The organism is Mesorhizobium sp. B3-1-6 (assembly GCF_006439555.1).
Taxonomy (GTDB): Bacteria; Pseudomonadota; Alphaproteobacteria; order Rhizobiales; family Rhizobiaceae; genus Mesorhizobium.
The window spans coordinates 1-20,524 of the sequence record NZ_VFTM01000004.1 but is presented as its reverse complement, the minus strand read 5'-3'; the positions used below and the strand labels follow the sequence as shown (position 1 = coordinate 20,524).

Below are 20,524 nucleotides of genomic sequence, written 5' to 3'. Positions count from 1 at the left end.
GCCTTTTTCTGGTGGGAATAATCCCGCGGCTTAGCCGTTCTTGAACAACTGCAGGATCGACTGCGAGGAACTGTTGGCGATCGACAGGGATTGGATGCCGAGCTGCTGCTGAACCTGCAGCGCCTGGAGGCGGGTCGATTCCTTGTTCATGTCGGCATCGACGAGCTGGCCGACGCCGCGGTCGATGGAGTCCATCAGGCTCTGGGTGAAGGTCTTCTGCAGGTCGATCGAGCTCTTGGCGGCGCCGAGCACGGTAGCGGCGTCAGTAAGCTGACTCATGACGTTGTCGATCTTGGTGACCATCTGCGTGATGATGTCGTCGGTCACGCCCGTTGCCGTGATGTCGAGATTGAAGGCGGAGACGTTGTCGATCTTGACGGGCGTGCCCGTCACAGCGGCCTGACCGGCGGTGTTAGCGGCGATGTCGGTGGCGCCGCCGGCGATCGAGGCCGCATAGGCGGCGTCATACGCCGACTGGTCCGCGGCGGTGGAATAGATCGAAGTCTGGCGATCGAGAATGCCCTGGTTCTTGACCGCCGTCGCGAGGCCGGAATCGAACAGCTTGGTGCTCTCGACATCGATGTCGATGGTGCCGAGAGAGATGGCGCCGGACGAGGAGCGATTGAACGAAGAGACGATCTTGGCGTCCGGCTGGACGCCGTCATTGGCGGCCGCGACCTGCGTCGACGTCACCGAAAGATAATTCGAGCCCGAGAAGGTGGCGGCGTCGGCGAAGGATTTCATCTGCGCCTGCAGCGTGGTGATTTCGGTCTGCGTCTTGGCCTTGTTGGCATCCGACTGGCCGACGGCCGACAAAAGCTTGGTCTTGATTTGGCCGATCGTCGAAAGGACGTTGTTCATGCCGGTATAGGCGGTGTCGACCTTCGAGGCGCCAAGGCCGAGCGCGTCCTGCACGGTCGACAGCGCCGAGTTGTCGGAGCGCATGGTGGTGGCGATCGACCAGTAGGCAGCGTTATCGGAGGCCTCGGAGACCCGGTAGCCGGTCGAGATCCGGGCCTGCGTCTGCTCGAGCGATTTGTTGGTAGCGTTGAGGCTTTGAAGTGCAGTCAACGCCGCAGCGTTCGTCATGATGCTCGCCAAGAAACTCGCTCCTTCTCAAAAGCCGGCATGCCACACAGGCCGGGTCTCGACCTGCCCACCGGTTGCGGTCGTGCCGGTCGGGCCGACTCGACAACCTGTCGTAAGTCGTTGGTTAACCATATCTAGCGCGATATGGTTAATGGCCTGTTAAAAGTAGGCTTTCGAGAAGTTAAGAAACGAGGGTTGCGCGGGCCTTGAGCAAACGAAAATCGGGCCGCGCTTTTGGCGCGGCCCGATGCTTTAGCCTGGTCAGTATAGAGCGATCAGCCGCGGAAGAGCGACAGGATCGACTGCGACGAACCGTTGGCGATCGACAGCGCCTGGACGCCGAGCTGCTGCTGGACCTGCAGCGCCTGGAGGCGGGTCGATTCCTTGTTCATGTCGGCATCGACGAGCTGGCCGACGCCGCGGTCAATGGAGTCCATCAGGCTCGAGGTGAAGGTCTTCTGCAGGTCGATCGAGCTCTTGGCGGCGCCGAGCTTGGTGGCGGCGTTCGTCATGTCCTTCAGCGCGGCGTCGACGACGTTCATCATCGCCTGGATCTGAGTGTCGCTTGCAGCGGTGGTACCGGAGAAGATCTTCAGGCCGGCGACCGAATAAGTGTCGGTGGCAGCGGCAGCAGCGCCCAGGGTCGGGGCCGAGGCCGCGGCGACAGCGGCGCCGGTGGTGCCGAGACGCTCTGTGTCGAGGATGCCCTTCGCGGTCGGGGCAGCGCCTGCGTCATAGAGCTTGATGCTTTCCACGTTGACGTCGATCGTCGAGATCGAAACCGAGCCGGTGGCGCCGCGGTTGAAGGCCGATACGATCTTGACGTCCGCCGCCGTGCCCGAAGCCGTCGATACCGACAGCATGTTGGTGCCGGAGAAGGTGGCGCCATCGGCATAGGCCTTCAACTGCTTCTGAAGAGCGGCGATTTCGACCTGGGTCTTTTCCTTGGAAGCATCGGTCTGGCCATACGAAGCGGTGAGCTTCTGCTGGATCTGGTTGATGGTCGAGATCGCGCTGTCCATGCCGGTGTAGGCGGTGTCGACCTTCGAGGCGCCGAGGCCGAGAGCGTCCGAAACGGTGGACATGGCCTGGTTGTCGGAGCGCATCGTGGTGGCGATCGACCAGTAAGCGGCGTTGTCGGAAGCCTGGGAAACGCGATAGCCCGTCGAGATGCGGGCCTGGGTGGTGTCGAGGTTCTTCTGGGTGGCGTTCAAGCTCTGCAGAGCGGTCAACGCCGAGGCGTTGGTCATGATACTGGCCATGGTACATGTACCTTGTTTTTACACGGATTTTTTTGACATACCGGCATGTCCGGTATGACGGTGCGGCATCATGCCAATGATCTGTGAACCCGATCACCCGCCATCTGCAGGCGACTATGGCGGCAAGTTGCTACCAAAGACCTAAATCGGACGGTTAATCGAAAATAATGTTGGAAGGCTTGCGCGCACTTTCCTCAAGCCGTCGAGGCTTGGCGCGGCACACTTGCGCGGTCCGCCGGGAACGATCAGGTGAAGGATCGCACCAGGCTGCCGACCAGAAGGTTCCAGCCGTCGATCAGCACGAAGAACAGGATCTTGAACGGCAGCGATACCACCGTCGGCGGCAGCATCATCATGCCCATGGCCATGGTGACCGTGGCGACGATGAGGTCGATGACGAGGAAGGGCAGGACGATGAGGAAGCCGATCTCGAAGCCGCGCCGGATCTCCGAGATCATGAAGGCCGGCACCAGGATGCGCAGGTCGACGCTCTCGCGCGAGACGGTCTGGCCGCGCTCTCGGGCGAGGTCGGCAAAGAGGTCGAAGTCCTTGTCGCGCACATTGTGCAGCATGAAGTCGCGGAACGGGCCGGAAATCTTCTCGAACGCCTCGGCCTGCGTGATCTGGTTGTCCATCAGCGGCTTGACGCCGGTGTTCCAGGCCTGGTCGAAGGTCGGCGCCATGACATAGAAGGTCATGAACAGCGAGAGCGAGATCAGGATCAGGTTGGCCGGCGTCGATTGCAGGCCGATGCCGGCGCGCAGGATCGAGAAGGCGATGACGAAGCGGGTGAAGCTCGTCACCATGATCAAGAGGCCCGGCGCCACCGAAAGCACCGTGAGCAGGCCGAACATCTGGATCAGATAGCCGACCGTCGTACCGTCGGCCTTGCCGATGCCGCCAAGATCGAGCTGCTGGGCCGCGGCGACGGAAGTGGTGACGACGATGAGCGCCGTGGCTATGAGGAACTTTCTCATTCGAGCAGCATCGTCCTGACGAGAACCTGTTTGACGTGGCCGCCGCTGCGCAGCGCCGCGCGCTCTTCGAGATCGGCCTTGAGATGCTGGTAGCCGCTGGCGCCTTCGATCTGGTGCAGCTTGAGCGTGCGCACATAGGCGAGCAGGTCCTGGTGGATCTGCTCGGCTATTTCCGGCGGCTGGGGAGCATCGTAGAGCAGCGACGCCTCCAGCCGGATCCAGACGTCCGACGGTGAGGCGAGATTGGTGGTGATCGGCGCCAGCTGAACCAGCGCCGGCCCGGCGGCCGCCTTGCCGCCTTCGGCGGGTTTTTCCGCAGTGCCGGCGTTTTCCGGTGCCGCGGGCACCGGTGCCGGCGTTTCGCCTTGCTTGAGATAGCCGCCGGAAAGCCAGCCCATGCCGACCGCCGCGCCCGTTATGACCAACAGCATGGCGAGTTGGATCACCAGGGAAGGTCCCTTCTTGGGCTGGACCTGCTCGACATTGGCCACGGCAGCGCTCTCCGGTCCTAGAAGGGAAGAACCTGGTCGAGGACCTGCTGGCCATAGGCCGGCTGCTGGACCTCGCTCACACGGCCTCGGCCGCCATAGGAAATGCGCGCCTCGGCGATGCGCTCGTAGGGGATGGTGTTCTCCGCGCCGATGTCGGACGGACGAACCATGCCGGCGATGGTCAGCACCCGAAGCTCGTAGTTGACGCGGACCTCCTGCGAGCCCCTGATCATCAGATTGCCGTTGGGCAGCACCTCGGTAACGACGGCGGCGACGTTGAGGGCGATGTCCTCCGAGCGCTTGATCTCGCCGTCGGCATTGGTCTCGGTGCTGGAGCTCAGGCCGGCGTCGCCCTTGCCGCTGGTGCTTGCGTTTTCCCAGCCGAGATTGACGTCGTAGCCGAGCTTGCGCGCGGCGGTGCGGCTGCGGTCGTTCTGGTTCTTGAAATTGGCCCGGTCGTTGAGCTTGATGTTGACGGTAAGGATGTCGCCGGCGCGCAGCGCGCGCGGATCGGTAAAGAGCCGGCTCTGGCGATCGTCCCACAGCGAGAATTTCTTCGGCCGCGAGGCAGGCGGCTCGGGGTAGCTGTAGGGGCCGGAACCGCCCTCACCGATGCCGGAACCGACCGGCGACAGAGCGGGCTCCCGGCCGATCTCCTTGAAATTGGTGCCGCAGCCGGACAATGCCGCAACCGCGACGAGGACAAAGAATTTCAACTTCATGACGGATCAACCCTTCGCGCCGCGCTGGCCATGATGCCGGTGAGCGTCGCTGCCGCCTTCTGGTCCATTTCGTTCAAGATGACGCCGGCCTTGCGCGAATCGAGCTTCATCAGGATGGCCGCCGCGAGCTCGGCATTGACCATCGCCAGCCGTTCGGCGGCGGCGTCGGGCTTCATGCCGGCATAGATCTTGACGACGCCGTCCTCGGCGCGCGCCAGGAACACTTCGCGGCGCTTCAACCATTCCTCGTATTCGGCCCGCTTTGCCTCGAGCGCTTTCATGCGTTCGTCGATGCCGGCCTGCAGCTGCTTCAATTCCTCGGCCTGAAGCGCGTAGCGGCGGTCGCGCGCGGCGTCGGCGATGTTGGAGCAGAAGCGCTGGACCTCGCTTTCGTCAGGCGCCTTGCCGGCCGCGAGCGCAGCCGGCTGAAGCGGCGCGCTTTCGTGTGTGAGCTGGGCCGGCTGAACCGGCGCCTGACCGCCCGGCAACACCTGTCGCACCTCGTCTGCATGGGAGGCCGTCCCGCCAAGCAGAGCAACCACTGCTCCGATGGCGCAGAGGCTCAGGTGACGGCGGGGTGTTGGGGAGGAAAGCGCGGTCATCGGCGTGCCTATTGGAGAACCAGGTCGGCCTGCAAGGCGCCGGCCGATTTGATGCCTTGCAGGATGGCGATGATGCCGTCGGGCTTCACGCCGAGGCGATTGAGGCCGGATACAAGCGTTTCGAGATCGGGGCCGTCGAGCACCGCGACGCGCGCGTCGGGCCGGCTCGCTTCGATGGCGGTGAAAGGCTCGACCGCGGTCTCGCCCCTGGAGAAGGGTTCCGGCTGGACCACCTTCGGCGCTTCGGTGATGCGCACCGTAAGCGTGCCATGGCTGATCGCCACGCGCGAGATCCTGACATTGCTGCCGATGACGATGGTGCCGGTGCGTTCGTCGATGACGACGCGGGCAGGGGCGTCGGATTCGACGACCAGATTTTCGATCTCGGCATAAAAACGCGCGGCGGAGACGTTCTTCGGCCGCCTGATCTGCACCGTGCGGGCGTCGCGTTCCGCGGCGACCCGCATGCCGAAGCGCTGCGAGGTGTAATCGTTGATGGCGTCGGCGATGCGGATGGCGGTGGAGAAATCGGGATTGCGCAATTGCAGCGTCAATACGCCCTGGTCGTCGAATTCGGCCGGCACCGAGCGCTCGACGATGGCGCCGTTCGGCACGCGGCCGGCGGTCGGCACACCTTGCGTCAACTGCTCGGCCTGGCCCTGGGCGGTGAAGCCGCCGACGATCACCGAGCCCTGCCCGACGGCATAGATTTCACCATCGGCTGCCTTCAGCGGCGTCATCACCAGCGTGCCGCCGGCGAGCGAGGTGGCGTCGCCCATCGAGGAGACATCGATGTCGATGCGGCTGCCCGACTGGACGAAGGGCGGCATGTTGGCGGTGACGATGACGGCGGCCACGTTCTTGGCGCGCGCGCTGCCGCCTTCGGTGGCGATGCCGAGATTCTCCAGCATGGCGCGGATCGACTGTTCGGTGAAGGGCGAGTTGCGCAGGCTGTCGCCGGTTCCGGCGAGGCCGATGACCAGGCCGTAGCCGACGAGCTGGTTGTCGCGCGCGCTCTGCAGCTGGGCGATGTCCTTGATGCGCGCGGCGACCTGGCCGGGCGGCAGCGTGCTCGGCCCGGTCGAGACCCGGAACATGCGCGTGGTGGTGGCCGGATCGTATTCCGGATCGTCGTAGACGCCGCCGTTCTTCTGCGCGAGCTCGCGCTTGGCCTTGGGCGTCAGCCCATCCGCCAATGCCGGCTGCAGGCCGATGGCCGCGCTCAGCAAAAGGAGAAGGACGCGCATCACGAAGCGCCGACCTTGACGGTGCCGTCGGCCATCACCGTGCCCGAGATGATCTTGCCGCTGTCGATGTTGCGGATCTTGATCTGGTCGCCGGCAGCACCTGGCTGCAGCGTGACGCCGGCGGCCGAAATGGTGAGCGCGCCGGCGGTGAAATAGACCTGTACGGAAGCGCCCTGCTCGACCAGCCAGGCGTCGCGGATGGCGCTGACCGGGATATACCGGCCGGGCAGAAGCGTGCGCTTGGCGACCTTGCCCTGGAGTTCCTCGGAGCGCGTCGCCATGCCGTCCGGCTTGTGCTTGCCGGGGATGAGCGTCACCTGCTTGAGCGAGGCGGGCTCGATGGTCTCGCCGGGATAGATGACCCGGTTGGGGATCAGCACGGCCTCGCCGACGGCCTGGCCGGCGGCGATCTGGTTTGCCGACTGGCCGGTCGCGTCCTGCGCGAAAGCCGGCGTGCCGGCGGCCACCAGGGCGGTGGCCAGCGCGGCGCGACGGAGTGCGGAGGAGATCGGCCCGGCCATCATCCGTTACCTGATGTTCTTGGAGACCACCGAGGCCATGTCGTCGGCGGCCTGAATGACCTTGGAATTCATTTCGTAGGCGCGCTGGGCAGAGATCAGCTCGGTGATCTCCTTGACTGGATCGACGTTGGAAGACTCGAGATAACCCTGCTGGATCGTGGCGAAGCCCGGATCGCCGGGAACGCCGACATTGGCCGGGCCGGAGGCAGCCGTTTCCTGGAAAAGGTTGTCGCCGAGCGGCGCCAGGCCCGCCTCATTGGCGAAGTTGACGATCTGAAGCTGGCCGAGCAGCTGCAGGTCGGTCTGGCCGTCGATGCGGGCAAAGACCTGGCCGGTCTTGTTGACGATCACCTCGACGGCGTCGGTCGGCACGGTGATGGCCGGGATGACGTTGGCGCCGTCGGCGGTCACGAGCTGCCCGGTGGCATTGGTGTTGAAGGCGCCGGCGCGGGTATAGAGCGTGCCGCCGTCGGCACCCTCGATCTGGAACCAGCCCCTGCCGGTCAACGCCAGGTCGAAGCTGTTGCCGGTGCTGGCCAATTCACCTTGCGTGTGGACGTTGCGCACCGCCGTGGTCTTGACGCCAAGACCGATCGAGACGCCTTCCGGCACCAGCGAGGTGTTGGAGCGGTTGGGCACGCCCTGCGTGCGGTCGACCTGGTAGAGCAGGTCGGAGAATTCGGCCCGCGCCCGCTTGTAGCCGGTGGTGTTGATGTTGGCGATGTTGTTGGCGATGACTTCCAGGTTGGTCTGCTGGGCGTTCATGCCTGTGGCGGCGATCGCAAGGGCTTTCATGACGCGCTCCTAGATACTCATGCGACTGATTTCGAGATAGGCCGAGACGACCTTGTCGCGGATCGCGATGGTGGTCTGCAGCGCCTGCTGGGCGCTCAGCACCGCATCGACGACCTGGCGCGTGTCGGCATCGCCCTTGAGCGCCTGTATCGACATCTGCTCTGCGCCCTGCAGCGTGTTGACGGTCTTCGTCGCCGCCTGGCCGAGGACTTCGGCGAAGGTGCTGCCGACGCTTTCGCCGGCCTGCGTTCCGACACCGCCCTGCAGCAGACCCGGTGAAGCCTGTTCCGCTCCATCGACCGCCGTTTTGAATTGTATTGCCCCGATACCGCCGATCATTACTGGTTCCTCATCAGGTCGATGGTCATGGAAATCAGATCGCGAGCCTGCTTGATCACCTGCAGGTTGGCTTCATAGGAGCGGTTCGCCTCGCTCATGTCGGCCATTTCGACCAACGTGTTGACGTTGGGCATCTTGACGTACCCCTTGTCGTCGGCGGCTTCGTTGCCGGGCTGGAATTCGATCGGGAAGTCCGAAGGATCGCGGGAGATCGCGCTGACTTCCACCAGCGAGCCGCCGGTTGCGCGGTCGACCTCGGACTGAAAGGTGATCGTCTTGCGACGATAGGGCTCGGCGCCCGGCGTGCTGCCGGTCGATTGGGCGTTGGCTAGGTTTTCCGAGACCACGCGCAGGCGCTCCGACTGGGCGCCAAGACCGGAAGCCGCGACTTTGAGGGCTGCAGTCAGCGCATCCATGATCAGCTCTTCACCACCATCGTCATCATCGAATGGAAGGCCTTGACGATCGCCGTGTTGAGCTCGAAGGAGCGGCGCACCTCGCCGGCCTTCATCAGCTCCTGTTCGAGGACCACGGTGTTCTTCGACGGCATGATCGCGCCGTCAGCGTCTTCCGGCCTGACGTTGAAGCCGGCATGGGCCGTTTCGGCGCCAAGGTGGCCAGTCTGCGTGGCGGCAAGCGTCACGGCGGTGCGGTCGAGGACCTTTTCGAAGGGCTCGACGTCATTGGCCGTGTAGCCCGGCGTGTTGGCATTGGCGATATTCGAGGCAATCGCCGACTGGCGCACGGCCAGCCATTGCGATTGCCGCGTGGCAAGATCGAAAAGATTTACGGGTTCCATGGGAATCTCCCGGGCAAGTACGCACAAGACTAGGCGGCCAGTCTTGCGCGGACCTTGCGCGGGACGAGCTGTAAGGCCCGGGTTCTTACTTGGTGAGCTGGATCACCTTGTCGGTGCTGGTGACGATCACCCACTTGCCGCCGCGCTGCTCGATCGAGGCGACGCGGCTGGAATCGGGCAGAACCGAGCCGCGCTGGACGATCCACAGACCGGTATCGTCCTCGATCATGGCGCGGCCGTTGGCGACATGCACCATCTTGAATTCCGAAGCGGCGGTCGGGAAGGGCTGGTCGCCGGGCGGTGGCGCGGGATCGTCCTGCACCGTTCCGGTGGCAAACAGGTCGATATCGGCATTGGGAACGTCCTTGGCCGTCAGCGGTCCGCTGCGTTCGGCCACGATGCCGCCGCCGGCGCGTCCGGAGTTGCTGCCGCTGCCGCCGAACTTGATGGCCTGAACGCCGAACTGCTCCTGGTTGAAGAAGATATACCAGGGGAACAGCGCGCAGATCAGGCCGAGTGTGATGCCGAGCGCGGCGATGACTAAATCGCTGTGGCGGTCGGCGCTCTTGTCGGTGAGGCGCGGGAACTGGGCTTTCGGCGGCTCGGGCCATTCGGTGCGGGGAAAAAGGCCATCGAGCAACGAATCGCGGCTGGCCTGTGCCATGTCGGCGGTGGATGTCCGCGGCGGATGAGGCTTGTCGGCTCTGGTCGGAAGCGCCGTTGCCTTCTCGGTCCTGGCGAGCGCGGCCTTCTGCTTGGCAGTTCTTGCCTCGTCGGCCTCAGCCCGTTCCGCCGCCTCGGCCTCGGCAAGCATGTCGCGCAACATGCGCTCGGTGTATTGGAATTCAGTCTCCTTGATCGCCATTCAGCTTCCCCTTGAGATGGCGGGCGAGGTCGGCGAACGGATCGGCCGATGCGCGGTCCCTCGGCGATTGCGTGAGCGCCTCGTAAATCAGCGGCACCTGGCGCACCGCGTTGTCGAGCTCGGCATCGGCGCCGCTCTGGTAAGCGCCCAGCAGACGGATGTCGCGTGTATCCTCGAAGCGCGCGATCATCGATTTCAGCCTCGTCACCAGCATGCGCTGCTCGGCGCTCCAGGCCTTGTCGGCAAGGCGCGAGATCGACGACAGCGGATTGACCGGCGGATAACGACCCTGCTCGGCGAGCGCGCGGTCGAGCACGACATGGCCGTCGAGGATGCCGCGCACCGAGTCGGCGACCGGATCATTGTGGTCGTCGCCGTCGACCAGCACGGAAATGATGGCGGTGATCGAACCCCTACCTTTAACCCCGGGGCCTTCGGCCCCCGGCCCGGCGCGTTCGAGCAACTTCGGCAGGTCGGTGAAGACCGAGGCCGGATAGCCGCGCGCGACCGGCGGCTCGCCCGTTCCGGTCGCCACCTCACGCAGCGCGTGCGCGAAGCGTGTGATGGAGTCCAGCACCAGCAGCACGCGATGGCCCTGGTCGCGGAAATGCTCGGCCACGCACATGGCCGTGTCGGGCGCGCGCCGGCGCATCATGGCGCTTTCATCGCTGGTGGCGACGACGGCGACAGTCTTGGCCATGCTCTGGGCGCCGATCGTATCCTCGAGGAATTCGCGCACCTCGCGGCCGCGCTCGCCGATCAGCGCCACGACCACCGTATCGAAGGCCTCGGCGCCGGCCAGCATCGCAAGCAGCGTCGACTTGCCGACGCCGGAACCGGCGAAGATGCCAAGCCGCTGGCCGAAGCAGAGCGGCGTGAAGATGTCTATCACCCTGACGCCGGTGAGGAAGCCGGTGCCGACGCGCTGGCGCGCCAGGGCGCCAGGCGTCGCGCTATGCGCGGCATTGGCTGCATTCGGCCTGATCAGCGGCGGACCACCGTCAATGACGCGGGTCAATGCGTCGATCGCGCGCCCGCGCCAGGAGACATGCGGCGTGACCGCGAGCGGACCACGGCGAAAGACGGCATCGCCGATGCCGGCATCGGTGCTGCGCTCGAACGGCGCGACCACCACCTCGTCGCTGCCGATCTTGACGATCTCGCCGCGGCGTGCGCCGGCCTTACCGCGCTGCTCGACGATGTCGCCGAGCCTGGCAATCCCGGACAGACCACGGACCTTGTAATGTGTCGGCGATATCTCGACGACGCGGCCGCCGCGCGAAAGCAGCACCTGCGGATCGTCGAACCGCCGCCAGACGCGTTCGAGCGCGGCCAGCCTGTCGGCACGTCCGGTATCCGCCGGGCTATCGGAAGCGCGCAACAGGGACGAGCCGTTCGTCATGCCGTCACTTCGAGCCAAGCGTCTTGATCGCGTCGTCGGTGGAGGAATCGGTCTGCCGCATCAGCGCCGCCGTGTTCTCGAAAGCACGCTGCACCTGGATCAGCCGGGTCATTTCCAGCACCGGATTGACGTTCGACTCTTCCAGAAACCCTTGAGCGACGCCGACGTCCGAGCGATCGGTGACGGGTTCGGGCGTGCGCGCCGGAACGATGCCCGAATTGCCATAGCGGACGAAATTCTCGCCGGGGTCGAAATTGTAGAGACCGATGGCGCCGACCAGTTGGTCGTTCTGCCTGAGCGAGCCGTCGGCGCCCGCCTTGGGCGGGCCGTTGCGCGGATCGAGCTGGATCGGAGCGCCGCCGCCGTCCAGCACCGGGTAGCCTTCGATCGACATCAGTTCGCCGTTCTCGTTCATGGAGAAGCGGCCGTCGCGCGTCATCACCGTGCCGGCGGGCGTCTCTATGGCGAACCAGGCGTCGCCCTGGATGGCGAAGTCGAACGGATTCCCGGTTTCGGTCAGCGCGCCATGCGCGCCGGAAAGATAGGTCTTGCCGGAGGAGGCGAAGGAGACCGACTTCGGCCCGGTGCCCGAGACCACGTCCTCGAACTTCACGCCGGTGGCGCGAAAGCCGATGGTCGAGGCGTTGGCGACGTTATCGGCGATGGTGTCGAGACGGCGCTCGAGCGCGATCTGCGAGGAAAGGGCGACGTAAAGACTGTCCTGCATGATCTTCTCAGAACTTCAACTGCTGCATGGCCATCATCAGATCGGTGGAGATGCCGACACTGGTCGGCTGCGCGAAGAGCACGCTGACAGACGTCACCGCCGTCGAGGTCGGGTGGTTGATCTCGTACATGCTGGTGAAGCGGGTCAGGAACTTGCTGAGCTTGTCCGGGTCGGTAAAGTCGTTGATGTCGAGCTTCTGCTCGAAGAGCTGCGCCTGCTTGTCGATGTCGGCGGTGGCAAAGGAATCGGGCAGGCCGAGCGCTGCGCGGACCACGCTGGCTAAAGCGGTGTCGGCGAGCACGTCGTACCAGCTGGTGATGTCCGGCGCCTTGCGCTGGAAATAAAGCGCCAGCCGCACGCCTTCGTTGGTCTGGCCGGCACTCTCCTCCAATGTCTGGCGCAGATACATGTCGACGGTCGGCTGCTGCGCCGCAACGCGAGTGGTGGTCGTGTCGCCGTACTGTGCGAAGTTGAAGGCGGCGGCGAGCCCGGCATAGGCCTTGTTGGTTTGCTGGTTGGCGACGCTGTCGGGATCCTTCACGCCGCCTTGCAGGACGGACTTGACGAGGTCCTTGTCCTCGGTGGCCGAATCCAGGCCGAACGCGGCCAGCGCGTAAGTGTAGAGCCGGTCGTTCGACATCAGATCGTCGATCGACTTCACCTTGGTGATGTTGGCGAGATAGTAGGTCGTCTCGCCTTTTACATAGTCCGAATCCGGATCAAGGCCGGCGATCTCGGCCTGTGTGGCGTAGTTCGCCGTAACCTGCTGCTGTGTCGGGTTGTAGATCGTCGCACTGGTGCCATCGGCCGCGAAGTTGAAGGCAGCGACGAACTGGGCGTAGCGCTTGTCGGTCAGCTTGTTGGCGAAGCTGTCGGCGTCGGAGATGCCTTCCTTCAGCGCCTTGACCATGAAGGCCTTGGCATAGTCCATGTCCTCCAGCCCGTAAGCCTTCATGGCATATTTGAACAGGCGATCATTGTTTACGAAATCGTCGATCGATGTAACCTTGCCGATATTGGCCAGATAATACTGCGTATCGCGATCGACCGTCGGCTGTTTCTCAACCTGGACGATCGATTTGTTGATGTCTTTCGCGATCAACTGGTAGCTGGTGTAGGTACTGAGCAAGGATACGCCTCCGGCCGAAGCTATCCCTGCACAATAACGTCACTTCCTTGCGCGAAGCTGAATCGCGTTCGCGGCCTTCGATTCAAGCCTCACACAAGGCACGAGGACTATCCCTGATCACGACGTGACATGCGGAAGGACCTGTCGTGGGCATTCTGATCGGACTTGTGGTGACGCTCGGCTGCGTCCTCGGCGGCTTCATGGCCATGGGCGGGCATCTGCATGTGCTGATGCAGCCATGGGAAGCGGTGGTGATCTGCGGCGCTGCGCTCGGCACCTTCCTCGTCGCCAATCCGATGAAGACGGTCAAGGATACCGGCAAGGGTATTCTCGAAGCCTTCAAGCAGGCGGTGCCGAAGGAGCGCGACTACCTCGAGACGCTGGGCGTCCTGCACAGCCTGATGCGCGAACTGCGCTCGAAGTCGCGCAGCGAAGTCGAGGCGCATATCGACAATCCGGAGGAGTCGGCCATCTTCCAGGCTTTTCCGACCGTGCTGAAGAACCACGACCTGACGAATTTCATCTGCGACTACTGCCGCATCATCATCATCGGCAATGCCCGCTCGCATGAGATCGAAGCGCTGATGGACGAAGAGATCCAGACGATCCGCACCGACAAGCTGAAAGCCTATCACGCGATGGTCGCGGTCGGCGACGGCCTGCCGGCGCTGGGCATCGTGGCGGCCGTGCTCGGCGTGGTGAAGGCGATGGGCGCGCTGGACCAGTCGCCCGAAATCCTCGGCGGCCTGATCGGCGCGGCACTCGTCGGGACCTTCCTCGGCATCTTCCTGTCCTATGCGGTGGTCGGTCCGGTCGCCACCAAGATCAAGACGGTGCGCGAAAAGAAGAATCGCCTCTACATCATCGTCAAGCAGACGCTGCTTGCGTATATGAACGGCGCCTTGCCGCAGGTGGCGATCGAATTCGGCCGCAAGACCATATCCTCCTACGAGCGTCCGACGATCGACGCGGTGGAGCAGAGCACCATGAACGCCGGCTCCGCCGAGAAGAAGGCGGCCTGAGCATGCTGCATCCGAGACAGGGCCGCCTGCCGTCATGACAAGTCCGGGCAGTCCTTCGCAAACCCGGGAGTTGATCATCGAGCGGCTCGTCGGCGACAGCGGCGAGGCGGCGCAGGTGATCGGCGTCGGCCGCGGCATGGCCGAGCGGGCGCTGCCGGTGTTGCAGAAGGCGCTTGCGGGCGAGCTCGGCGCGCCAGTGATCGTCGATCTGCAAGTGGTGGAGGTCGGCCGCGTTCCCGAGGCGCGTTCGCGCGCCGGCGATGCCTTTGCGCTGACCGTTGTTGCCTCGCCGGCCTCGGCCGATGCCATGACGCTGGTGATGGATGCGCAAGCGGTCGCCGTCATGGTGAGCGCGCTGTTCGGCGGCGATCCCGACCAGCCGGTGGCGCCGATCGAGCGCGACCTGTCGCAGATCGAGGCCGACGTCGCGACCAGTGTGTTCCAGGAGGTCGCGACGGCACTCAACGGATCCGGCAAACGTTCGCTCGAGCTGCGCCTGCCGGTGCCGAAAGCAATATCCGGCAACGATGCGAGGCGGCGGGTGCTGCGCGACGGCGCCGCCGTGCGCATCGTCTATGGCCTGTCGACGCCGTCCGACAGCGGCACGCTCACGGTGATGATCCCGCAGCGCCTGCTGCTTTCCTCGCGCAGCGGCGACGTCGCCACGGGCGAGGACGGCGAGACCACGGAATTCGACTGGCGGGCCCGCTTCTCCGAAGAGGTGATGCGCTCGACCGTCCGGCTCGAAGCGACGATGCCGCTCGCCCGGCTGACGCTCGGCGACCTCGCCACGTTCGAACCCGGCCAGGTGATCGAATTCGAGGACAACGCGCAGCTCAACGCCAGGCTCAGCGCCCGCGACAAGACACTGTTTGTCTGCGAGTTCGGCAAGCTGGGGCAGAATTACACCGTCCGCATCAGTCATCCGCATGATGCCGGGCAGGATTTCATCGACGGACTGATGCCGGGCTGACGCCAGGCCCGGGATTCATGGAGACGAAGCATGGCAGCGACAAATGTGGAAGCCGAGGCCGAAACGGAAACCGGCCAACCTAACGAGCAGCTTGATCGCGCTATCGAAGAACTGCGCGGCGTGCTCCGTGAAGAGGAGGGCCGTCCGGATGCTGCGCTTCGGTCTGGCGCCAATTCCTCGATCATCATGACCATTCCGGTAGACGTGCAGATCATCCTCGGCAGCACGGAGATGCCCGTGTCGGAGTTGATGGCGCTGCAGAAGGGTTCCACCGTCGCGCTCAATCGCCGCATCGGCGAGCCGGTCGACGTGGTGGTCAACGGCCGCAGAATAGCGCGCGGCGAGATCACGGTGCTGGAAAGCGATCCGACGCGTTTCGGCATCCGGCTCACCGAAATCATCGCCGCGACGAAGAGCGCCTGAGAATGGCGGGCGAGCGGACCAATCGGCAGCGAGGACAGCACGCATGACGACGGCATTGGCGCTCACACGTCCGCAAAAGGCGGCGGCCATATTGGTGGCCATGGGCAAGCCCGCGGCCAGCCGCCTGCTCAAATTCTTCAAACAGGACGAGTTGAAGGCGTTGATCGAGGGCGCGCGTCTCTTACGCACCATTCCACAGGCCGACCTGGAGCGCATCGTCGCCGAGTTCGAAGCCGAGTTCACCGAGGGCGCCGGCCTGCTCGATTCAGCCGACCGGATGGATACGATCCTGAACGAATCGCTGTCGCCCGAGGAGATGAGCGCTATCATGGGCGAAAAGAAGTTCGAGCCGGTTCCGGAAGGACCGCCGCCGATATGGCCGGACCTCGAGAAGCTCGAGCCGGCGCGGCTTGGCGGCTTCCTTGCCGGCGAGCATCCGCAGACGTCGGCCATGGTGCTTTCGAAGCTCGCGTCGCAGACGGCCGCCAACGTGCTGCTCACCATGGAAAAACCGATGCGCAGCCAGATCATCAAGCGCATGGTGACAATGGCCAACATCCCGGACGCGGCATCGCGGATCGTCGAGAACCAGCTGCGCGTGAGCGTGCTGTCGCAGAAGGCCAGCAGGGACACGTCCGCCGGCCAGGAACGCGTCGCCAGCATGCTCAACGAAATGGCGAAGCCGGAACTGGACGACCTCATGCAGGACCTGGAGGATCTCGGCACGCCCGATCTCGCCGGCGTCAGGTCGCGGCTGTTCGCCTTCGACGATCTGCCGCTGCTGCCGCAGAAAGCCCGGGTTTTGCTGTTCGACGGGCTATCGACCGAGCTCGTCACGCTGGCGCTGCGCGGCGCGGCGCCGGAACTCGCCGAATCGGCGCTCTCGGCGATCGGCGCGCGCTCTCGCCGCATGATCGAATCCGAACTCGGACAGGGATCGGAAGGCATTGCGCTTGCCGACATCATGGCGGCGCGCAAGGGCATATCGGTCGCCGCCATCCGGCTGTCGCGCGAAGGAGCCTTCGAGCTGCCCTCGACGCAGACCGCCGCCGCCGAAGCCGCTTGACGATAATCACCCGGTCAGAGCGCCATGGCTGAAGCGGTCGACAAGGATTCCAAAACAGAGGAAGCCACAGAAAAGAAGATCCGCGACACGATCGAACAGGGCAAGCTGCCCCATTCGCGTGAGACCGCGATCTTTGCGTCCTTCCTCGCCATACTGGTTTTCGCCGTCTTCTATGCCAAGGACGCGATCGTCGATCTCGGCATGTTCCTGTCGACGTTCCTGGAAAAGCCGGAAGCCTGGCCGATGGACACCGAGACCGACGTCATTTCGCTCTACAAGCAGGTCATGGTCGAGATCGGCGACGCCGTCGTCAGCCTGCTGGTGCTGCTGACGGTTGCCGGCATCGGCGCCTCGGTGTTCCAGAACATGCCGCAAATCGTCGGCGAGCGGATCAGGCCGCAGCTGTCGCGCATCTCGATCGCCAAGGGCTGGAGCCGGATGTTCGGCGTGCAGGGGTGGGTCGAATTCCTGAAGTCGCTGGCCAAGCTCGGCTTCGCTATCGCGGTGTTGACCTTCACGCTCTCGGAAGATCATCGCAAGCTGCTCGCCGGCATGATCACCAATCCGGTCTCGTTCGGTCTGGTCATACGCGGCATCTTCGTCGACATATTGGTGGCGATCGTCTTCGTCATGGGGCTGATCGCGGTGGTCGACATCGTCTGGTCGCGTTTCCACTGGCGGAGCGACCTGCGCATGACCAAGCAGGAAGTCAAGGACGAGATGAAGCAGTCGGAAGGCGATCCGATCGTCAAGTCGCGGCTGCGCTCGCTGGCGCGCGACCGGGCGCGCAAGCGCATGATGACGGCCGTGCCGCGCGCGACGCTGGTGATCGCCAACCCGACGCACTATTCGATCGCGCTGAAATATGTGCGGGAGGAAGATTCCGCGCCGATCGTGCTGGCCAAGGGGCAGGACCTGGTGGCGCTCAAGATCCGCGAGATCGCCAGGGAGAACAACATCCCGATCTTCGAGGACGTGGCGCTCGCGCGCTCCATGTACAAGCAAGTTTCGGTTGATAGCGTGATCCCGTCGCAATTCTACCAGGCCGTCGCCGAGTTGGTGCGGATCGTCTACTCGAAGAAGGCCACGCGCAAAGCAACCCAATGAACGGACGCCGCTAATCCATGGACCGGCAACCACACGCCAACTCCCGCGAGCTGATCGTCGCCAGCGCCATCGAGCCCGTGGTGGGCGAATTGAGGCTCATCGACGTTGCCGACTATATCGCCTTCATCCGGCTCGAGCATTTCGCCTGCCTCTCGGACCTGGTGGACTCGGCGGCCGAGCTTTACTTCCGGCCGGGCAAGCTGCGGCTCGGCCATGGGGGCGAGGCGCATGTCGACTGGAGCGGCAGCCCGCGCATCGTGCTCGATCTCGAGCTGCGCCCGCGCGGCGTGACGGTCTATTTCCAGCTGACGCTGACCGAGCACGAGGCGTCCGTGGTGGTCAACTACGTGTCGTTCGAGAAGCCCGGCGAGACGCCCGAGCACAACACGGCCTTGCTCGAGGACGCGATCGAAGAGGCTCGCATCCGCAGGACCGAGCCGCTCGCATTCCCCTGACGATTTGATTGCAGCCGTGCCAATCTCGCTGCAGCGCGTTTACAGCGCCGCAGTTGTGTAGCTATTCGATCAGGCCGAGCCGCAACGCCTTGGCGACCGCCTGGTTGCGGTTGACCGCGTTGAGCTTCTGCGTCGACTGGGTGAGGTACTGGTTGGCGGTATGCACCGAGAGCTTGAGGAGCTTGGCGATCTCCTCGCTGGTGTTGCCGTTGGCGGTCAGCTTGAGGCATTCGAGCTCGCGCTTGGAGATCGAGCGCGTCCTGCCGGTGTCGCCGGGGCGGATGCGGGCGACCGCCGCGAAAAGCGCGAAGGAGCGGGCATGGATCTCGCACAGCATGTCGTCGGACAGCGCGATCTCCGAGCCCAGGAAGATGACCAGCCCGCATTGGCCGCGATCGGCATGCACCGGAAAGGCGATGCCGTTGGTGCCGGGCGCCAGCGGCGCGGTCGGCTCGGCCCAGGCGAGCGGCTGAAAGGCGTGCCGCGATCCGGCGGAGCCGTCGTCGGCCCACCAGCGCGGCGCCGTCGAGATGCGGCTGTGGCGCACCATATCCTCGCCATTGGCGCCGGAGATGAATTTGGTCGCGACCGCGGTGCCGGGATAATCGGAATCGAAACACGCCACGAGACGCGCGCGCTCGGGCGACGGGCTGACGAAATAGAGGCCGAAGGCCGAGGCGTTGATATCGACGGCGATCCAGCGGCAGCGACGCACGGCATCCGGAATGGTGACCGCGTGATGGGTCTCCGAGCCGAGCGAGAAGGCGCCGAACGGATTGCATTGATCGTTGAAAAGGGCCGCGGCGGCCTCTTTGACCTGTGCGTGCTTCAAATGATGCCGCTCCTGATCGCGGTCGCGATCGCCATCGCGCGGTTGCTGGCCGCGAACTTCTGGATGGCGTGCGTGATGTAGCTGTTGACGGTGTTCGACGAGACACCGAGGATGACGGCCACCTCGTCGGTGGTCTTGCCTTCCGAAACCCAGAACAGGCATTCGCGCTCGCGGTCCGACAGCGGATCCTGCATGGACGCCGCGGCGATCAGCTGCGGAATGCTGGAAAGCGCGTAGCAGCATTTGATCTGCGCCTTCATCAGGGCGGCCAGGTCGATCTTGCCCGCCTCGGCGGCTGAGAACAGCACGAACAGGCGCTGCCGGCCGACATTGAGCCGCAACGAATAGATTTCGGCGTGGCCGAGCACGTCGAGCAGGCGGGCTTCCTCGCCGGTCAGCAATGCGCCGGCGTCGGGCGCGTGCGCCGCCACCAGCGGCTTCGGGCGTACGCCCGGCGCCACGGTCAAGGGGCCCAGCGCCAGGTTGGCAATCAGCCTTTTGCCGATCAGCTCTATGCCGTCGAAGATCCAGTTCGAGGAAACGATGCGCGCATCGTTGCGGTCCTGGTCGTGCACGATGGCGACCAGCATGTAGCTGTCGGCGCCGATATCGGCGGCAAGCTGCATGAAGAAACTGGTGAGATCGCCGCGCGATGTCAGGCGCGAGCCTGAAGCGTCGGGTTGGAGAAGCGCGGCGGAACTGCTCATTTTAATTCTTGGATTCTTGCCGGAATCGATCCTTGTGCCCGGTGCTGGCAAAACCAGCGGCCGGACCCGAAACGCGTCACGTTTACGAAGACACACCCACGGGCGCGAACGGCGCCCAACCGCGCCGAATCCCTCTAGGGAACGCGAAACCGTCCGCGTCTGGTACCAGCCTGGCGCCGGAACTTGAGACTTTGGGTGGTCGCCGCGCCCCCCATGGACCGGCTGATTCGGGTCTAATCTACCCGCAGATGAATCCGACATCAAACGCGATTTGACAAAATCGAATCCGGTGGACTCGCTTTGCGACTCAGCAGCCGGTCTTCGCGTTACTTGGCGGTGATTTCACAGTCGAATTGAGCCGATGATTTCGCGGCGGGGTCGCAAAAATACGCCCCCGGTTGCATCCAAGGGCGTATCTCCTTGACGGGGATTGGCTTAAAGCGCGTCGCGCTGAAACGGATTCCACAGTACACGACGCAAGGGTGAGGACGGGTTGAAGTGATTTGATTGGAGGATTCTTCGCCAAAAGGATCCACCGATGCCGATCACGATTCACACCGCCCTCATCGAGACCCTAAGCCGTCATTTTGCACTGCGCAATTCGCGCCTGGAAACACTCGCGGTTCTGATCATCGGCATGGTTCAAGGCCGCACGGTCAATCTGAGCCATGTGGCGAGCCAGTTTCCGGGGGCCGCGCAACACGGGTCGAACTATCGCCGCCTGCAGCGCTTCTTCCAGTCGATCCGGCTGGATCAGGCACTCGTCGCGCAGCTCGTCGTGCGCATGCTGAACCTGTCGCGGCCCAAATGCCTGGCGCTCGACCGCCAGGGCAACAGCAACACGCACCAGCGCATCGAGTTGATGCGGCGCTATCTCGACCTGTTCGGCGCGGCCTCGATCGAACTGCTGCTCGCCGACCGCGAGTTCATCGGCGCCGATTGGGTCAAATTCCTGATGCAAAACAAGGTCCC

At 64.2% G+C, this 20,524-nt stretch carries 24 protein-coding genes and 1 pseudogene; 7 read left to right on the top strand and 18 right to left on the bottom strand.

The features are described from left to right. Positions 1-30: 30 nt before the first annotated feature. The 16 genes from FJ414_RS05490 to FJ414_RS05415 form a co-directional block, all read right to left on the bottom strand. Positions 31-1,101 (bottom strand): flagellin, encoded by a 1,071-nt coding sequence (locus FJ414_RS05490; RefSeq protein ID WP_140642136.1) that lies wholly within the window; start codon positions 1,099-1,101, stop codon positions 31-33. A 263-nt stretch (positions 1,102-1,364) separates the two neighbouring features. Further along, positions 1,365-2,351, bottom strand: coding sequence for a flagellin (locus FJ414_RS05485; RefSeq protein WP_140642134.1), 987 nt, complete (start codon positions 2,349-2,351; stop codon positions 1,365-1,367). 245 nt (positions 2,352-2,596) lie between these two features. Next, positions 2,597-3,328, bottom strand: a complete 732-nt coding sequence (gene fliP, locus FJ414_RS05480) for a flagellar type III secretion system pore protein FliP (RefSeq protein WP_140642132.1) — start codon at positions 3,326-3,328, stop codon at positions 2,597-2,599. Next, entirely contained in the window at positions 3,325-3,819 is a 495-nt protein-coding gene (locus FJ414_RS05475; RefSeq protein WP_140642130.1) for a flagellar basal body-associated FliL family protein, read from the bottom strand. Before FJ414_RS05475 ends, fliP begins: the two co-directional genes overlap by 4 nt. A 17-nt stretch (positions 3,820-3,836) precedes the next feature. Next, the gene (flgH, locus tag FJ414_RS05470) at positions 3,837-4,541 is read right to left on the bottom strand and encodes a flagellar basal body L-ring protein FlgH (RefSeq protein WP_140642128.1); all 705 of its coding nucleotides are present in this window, start codon (positions 4,539-4,541) and stop codon (positions 3,837-3,839) included. Then, positions 4,538-5,143 carry a MotE family protein gene (locus FJ414_RS05465; protein WP_246672307.1) on the bottom strand — a complete coding sequence of 202 codons (606 nt, stop codon included), beginning with the start codon at positions 5,141-5,143 and terminating at the stop codon, positions 4,538-4,540. The genes flgH and FJ414_RS05465 overlap by 4 nt, the downstream gene beginning before the upstream one ends. An 8-nt stretch (positions 5,144-5,151) precedes the next feature. Next, positions 5,152-6,240, bottom strand: coding sequence for a flagellar basal body P-ring protein FlgI (locus tag FJ414_RS05460; protein ID WP_226892228.1), 1,089 nt, complete (start codon positions 6,238-6,240; stop codon positions 5,152-5,154). 149 nt (positions 6,241-6,389) lie between these two features. Beyond that, on the bottom strand, positions 6,390-6,911 hold the full coding sequence (gene flgA / locus FJ414_RS05455; RefSeq protein WP_181181535.1) for a flagellar basal body P-ring formation chaperone FlgA: 522 nt from the start codon (positions 6,909-6,911) through the stop codon (positions 6,390-6,392). A 6-nt stretch (positions 6,912-6,917) separates the two neighbouring features. Next, on the bottom strand, positions 6,918-7,706 hold the full coding sequence (gene flgG, locus FJ414_RS05450) for a flagellar basal-body rod protein FlgG (protein WP_140642123.1): 789 nt from the start codon (positions 7,704-7,706) through the stop codon (positions 6,918-6,920). 9 nt (positions 7,707-7,715) lie between these two features. Next, positions 7,716-8,045 carry a flagellar hook-basal body complex protein FliE gene (locus tag FJ414_RS05445; protein ID WP_140642120.1) on the bottom strand — a complete coding sequence of 110 codons (330 nt, stop codon included), beginning with the start codon at positions 8,043-8,045 and terminating at the stop codon, positions 7,716-7,718. Then, a complete protein-coding gene (flgC, locus tag FJ414_RS05440) occupies positions 8,045-8,461 on the bottom strand; it encodes a flagellar basal body rod protein FlgC (RefSeq protein ID WP_140642117.1) in 417 nt (138 codons plus the stop codon). Before flgC ends, FJ414_RS05445 begins: the two co-directional genes overlap by 1 nt. Before the next feature lie 2 nt (positions 8,462-8,463). Continuing rightward, positions 8,464-8,844 carry a flagellar basal body rod protein FlgB gene (gene flgB / locus FJ414_RS05435; RefSeq protein WP_140642115.1) on the bottom strand — a complete coding sequence of 127 codons (381 nt, stop codon included), beginning with the start codon at positions 8,842-8,844 and terminating at the stop codon, positions 8,464-8,466. An 85-nt stretch (positions 8,845-8,929) separates the two neighbouring features. Continuing rightward, positions 8,930-9,709 carry a hypothetical protein gene (locus tag FJ414_RS05430; RefSeq protein ID WP_140642112.1) on the bottom strand — a complete coding sequence of 260 codons (780 nt, stop codon included), beginning with the start codon at positions 9,707-9,709 and terminating at the stop codon, positions 8,930-8,932. Continuing rightward, positions 9,690-11,111, bottom strand: coding sequence for a flagellar protein export ATPase FliI (gene fliI, locus FJ414_RS05425; protein WP_140642109.1), 1,422 nt, complete (start codon positions 11,109-11,111; stop codon positions 9,690-9,692). The genes FJ414_RS05430 and fliI overlap by 20 nt, the downstream gene beginning before the upstream one ends. A gap of 4 nt (positions 11,112-11,115) precedes the next feature. Beyond that, a complete protein-coding gene (gene flgF, locus FJ414_RS05420; protein WP_041012679.1) occupies positions 11,116-11,838 on the bottom strand; it encodes a flagellar basal-body rod protein FlgF in 723 nt (240 codons plus the stop codon). 7 nt (positions 11,839-11,845) lie between these two features. Further along, positions 11,846-12,967: a DUF1217 domain-containing protein gene (locus FJ414_RS05415; RefSeq protein WP_140642107.1), complete on the bottom strand. Its 1,122-nt coding sequence runs from the start codon at positions 12,965-12,967 to the stop codon at positions 11,846-11,848. 146 nt (positions 12,968-13,113) lie between these two features. On the opposite strand from FJ414_RS05415, the gene motA reads away from it, so the two are divergent. Genes motA through FJ414_RS05385 form a run of 6 tightly spaced genes read left to right on the top strand, consistent with a single transcriptional unit; the run spans position 13,114 to position 18,013 of the window. Continuing rightward, entirely contained in the window at positions 13,114-13,989 is an 876-nt protein-coding gene (gene motA / locus FJ414_RS05410) for a flagellar motor stator protein MotA (protein WP_140642105.1), read from the top strand. A 34-nt stretch (positions 13,990-14,023) separates the two neighbouring features. After that, complete coding sequence (locus FJ414_RS05405; protein ID WP_140642103.1) at positions 14,024-14,962, top strand: FliM/FliN family flagellar motor switch protein; 939 nt, start codon at positions 14,024-14,026, stop codon at positions 14,960-14,962. Positions 14,963-14,992: 30 nt separating this feature from the next. After that, on the top strand, positions 14,993-15,385 hold the full coding sequence (gene fliN / locus FJ414_RS05400) for a flagellar motor switch protein FliN (protein WP_140642101.1): 393 nt from the start codon (positions 14,993-14,995) through the stop codon (positions 15,383-15,385). A gap of 43 nt (positions 15,386-15,428) precedes the next feature. Further along, positions 15,429-16,451: a flagellar motor switch protein FliG gene (locus tag FJ414_RS05395; RefSeq protein WP_140642099.1), complete on the top strand. Its 1,023-nt coding sequence runs from the start codon at positions 15,429-15,431 to the stop codon at positions 16,449-16,451. A gap of 24 nt (positions 16,452-16,475) precedes the next feature. Beyond that, on the top strand, positions 16,476-17,558 hold the full coding sequence (flhB, locus tag FJ414_RS05390) for a flagellar biosynthesis protein FlhB (protein ID WP_140642097.1): 1,083 nt from the start codon (positions 16,476-16,478) through the stop codon (positions 17,556-17,558). 17 nt (positions 17,559-17,575) lie between these two features. After that, complete coding sequence (locus tag FJ414_RS05385; RefSeq protein ID WP_140642095.1) at positions 17,576-18,013, top strand: hypothetical protein; 438 nt, start codon at positions 17,576-17,578, stop codon at positions 18,011-18,013. 61 nt (positions 18,014-18,074) lie between these two features. On the opposite strand, the gene FJ414_RS05380 is transcribed toward FJ414_RS05385, so the two are convergent. Both FJ414_RS05380 and FJ414_RS05375 read right to left on the bottom strand, forming a co-directional pair. Next, on the bottom strand, positions 18,075-18,845 hold the full coding sequence (locus tag FJ414_RS05380) for a helix-turn-helix transcriptional regulator (protein ID WP_140642092.1): 771 nt from the start codon (positions 18,843-18,845) through the stop codon (positions 18,075-18,077). Further along, on the bottom strand, positions 18,842-19,552 hold the full coding sequence (locus FJ414_RS05375; RefSeq protein WP_140642090.1) for a helix-turn-helix transcriptional regulator: 711 nt from the start codon (positions 19,550-19,552) through the stop codon (positions 18,842-18,844). Before FJ414_RS05375 ends, FJ414_RS05380 begins: the two co-directional genes overlap by 4 nt. 538 nt (positions 19,553-20,090) lie before the next feature. On the opposite strand from FJ414_RS05375, the pseudogene FJ414_RS05370 reads away from it, so the two are divergent. After that, positions 20,091-20,524, top strand: a pseudogene (locus tag FJ414_RS05370) (hypothetical protein); the annotation flags it as partial.

What these genes read in the sequence shown, in the direction of transcription:
- FJ414_RS05485 (WP_140642134.1), bottom strand. Translation starts at nt 2,351, where the DNA reads ATGGCCAGTATCATGACCAACGCCTCGGCGTTGACCGCTCTGCAGAGC.
- fliP (WP_140642132.1), bottom strand. Translation starts at nt 3,328, where the DNA reads ATGAGAAAGTTCCTCATAGCCACGGCGCTCATCGTCGTCACCACTTCC.
- flgH (WP_140642128.1), bottom strand. Translation starts at nt 4,541, where the DNA reads ATGAAGTTGAAATTCTTTGTCCTCGTCGCGGTTGCGGCATTGTCCGGC.
- FJ414_RS05465 (WP_246672307.1), bottom strand. Translation starts at nt 5,143, where the DNA reads ATGACCGCGCTTTCCTCCCCAACACCCCGCCGTCACCTGAGCCTCTGC.
- FJ414_RS05460 (WP_226892228.1), bottom strand. Translation starts at nt 6,240, where the DNA reads ATGTTCCGGGTCTCGACCGGGCCGAGCACGCTGCCGCCCGGCCAGGTC.
- flgA (WP_181181535.1), bottom strand. Translation starts at nt 6,911, where the DNA reads ATGGCCGGGCCGATCTCCTCCGCACTCCGTCGCGCCGCGCTGGCCACC.
- flgG (WP_140642123.1), bottom strand. Translation starts at nt 7,706, where the DNA reads ATGAAAGCCCTTGCGATCGCCGCCACAGGCATGAACGCCCAGCAGACC.
- FJ414_RS05445 (WP_140642120.1), bottom strand. Translation starts at nt 8,045, where the DNA reads ATGATCGGCGGTATCGGGGCAATACAATTCAAAACGGCGGTCGATGGA.
- flgC (WP_140642117.1), bottom strand. Translation starts at nt 8,461, where the DNA reads ATGGATGCGCTGACTGCAGCCCTCAAAGTCGCGGCTTCCGGTCTTGGC.
- flgB (WP_140642115.1), bottom strand. Translation starts at nt 8,844, where the DNA reads ATGGAACCCGTAAATCTTTTCGATCTTGCCACGCGGCAATCGCAATGG.
- FJ414_RS05430 (WP_140642112.1), bottom strand. Translation starts at nt 9,709, where the DNA reads ATGGCGATCAAGGAGACTGAATTCCAATACACCGAGCGCATGTTGCGC.
- fliI (WP_140642109.1), bottom strand. Translation starts at nt 11,111, where the DNA reads ATGACGAACGGCTCGTCCCTGTTGCGCGCTTCCGATAGCCCGGCGGAT.
- flgF (WP_041012679.1), bottom strand. Translation starts at nt 11,838, where the DNA reads ATGCAGGACAGTCTTTACGTCGCCCTTTCCTCGCAGATCGCGCTCGAG.
- FJ414_RS05405 (WP_140642103.1), top strand. Translation starts at nt 14,024, where the DNA reads ATGACAAGTCCGGGCAGTCCTTCGCAAACCCGGGAGTTGATCATCGAG.
- fliN (WP_140642101.1), top strand. Translation starts at nt 14,993, where the DNA reads ATGGCAGCGACAAATGTGGAAGCCGAGGCCGAAACGGAAACCGGCCAA.
- FJ414_RS05395 (WP_140642099.1), top strand. Translation starts at nt 15,429, where the DNA reads ATGACGACGGCATTGGCGCTCACACGTCCGCAAAAGGCGGCGGCCATA.
- flhB (WP_140642097.1), top strand. Translation starts at nt 16,476, where the DNA reads ATGGCTGAAGCGGTCGACAAGGATTCCAAAACAGAGGAAGCCACAGAA.
- FJ414_RS05385 (WP_140642095.1), top strand. Translation starts at nt 17,576, where the DNA reads ATGGACCGGCAACCACACGCCAACTCCCGCGAGCTGATCGTCGCCAGC.
- FJ414_RS05375 (WP_140642090.1), bottom strand. Translation starts at nt 19,552, where the DNA reads ATGAGCAGTTCCGCCGCGCTTCTCCAACCCGACGCTTCAGGCTCGCGC.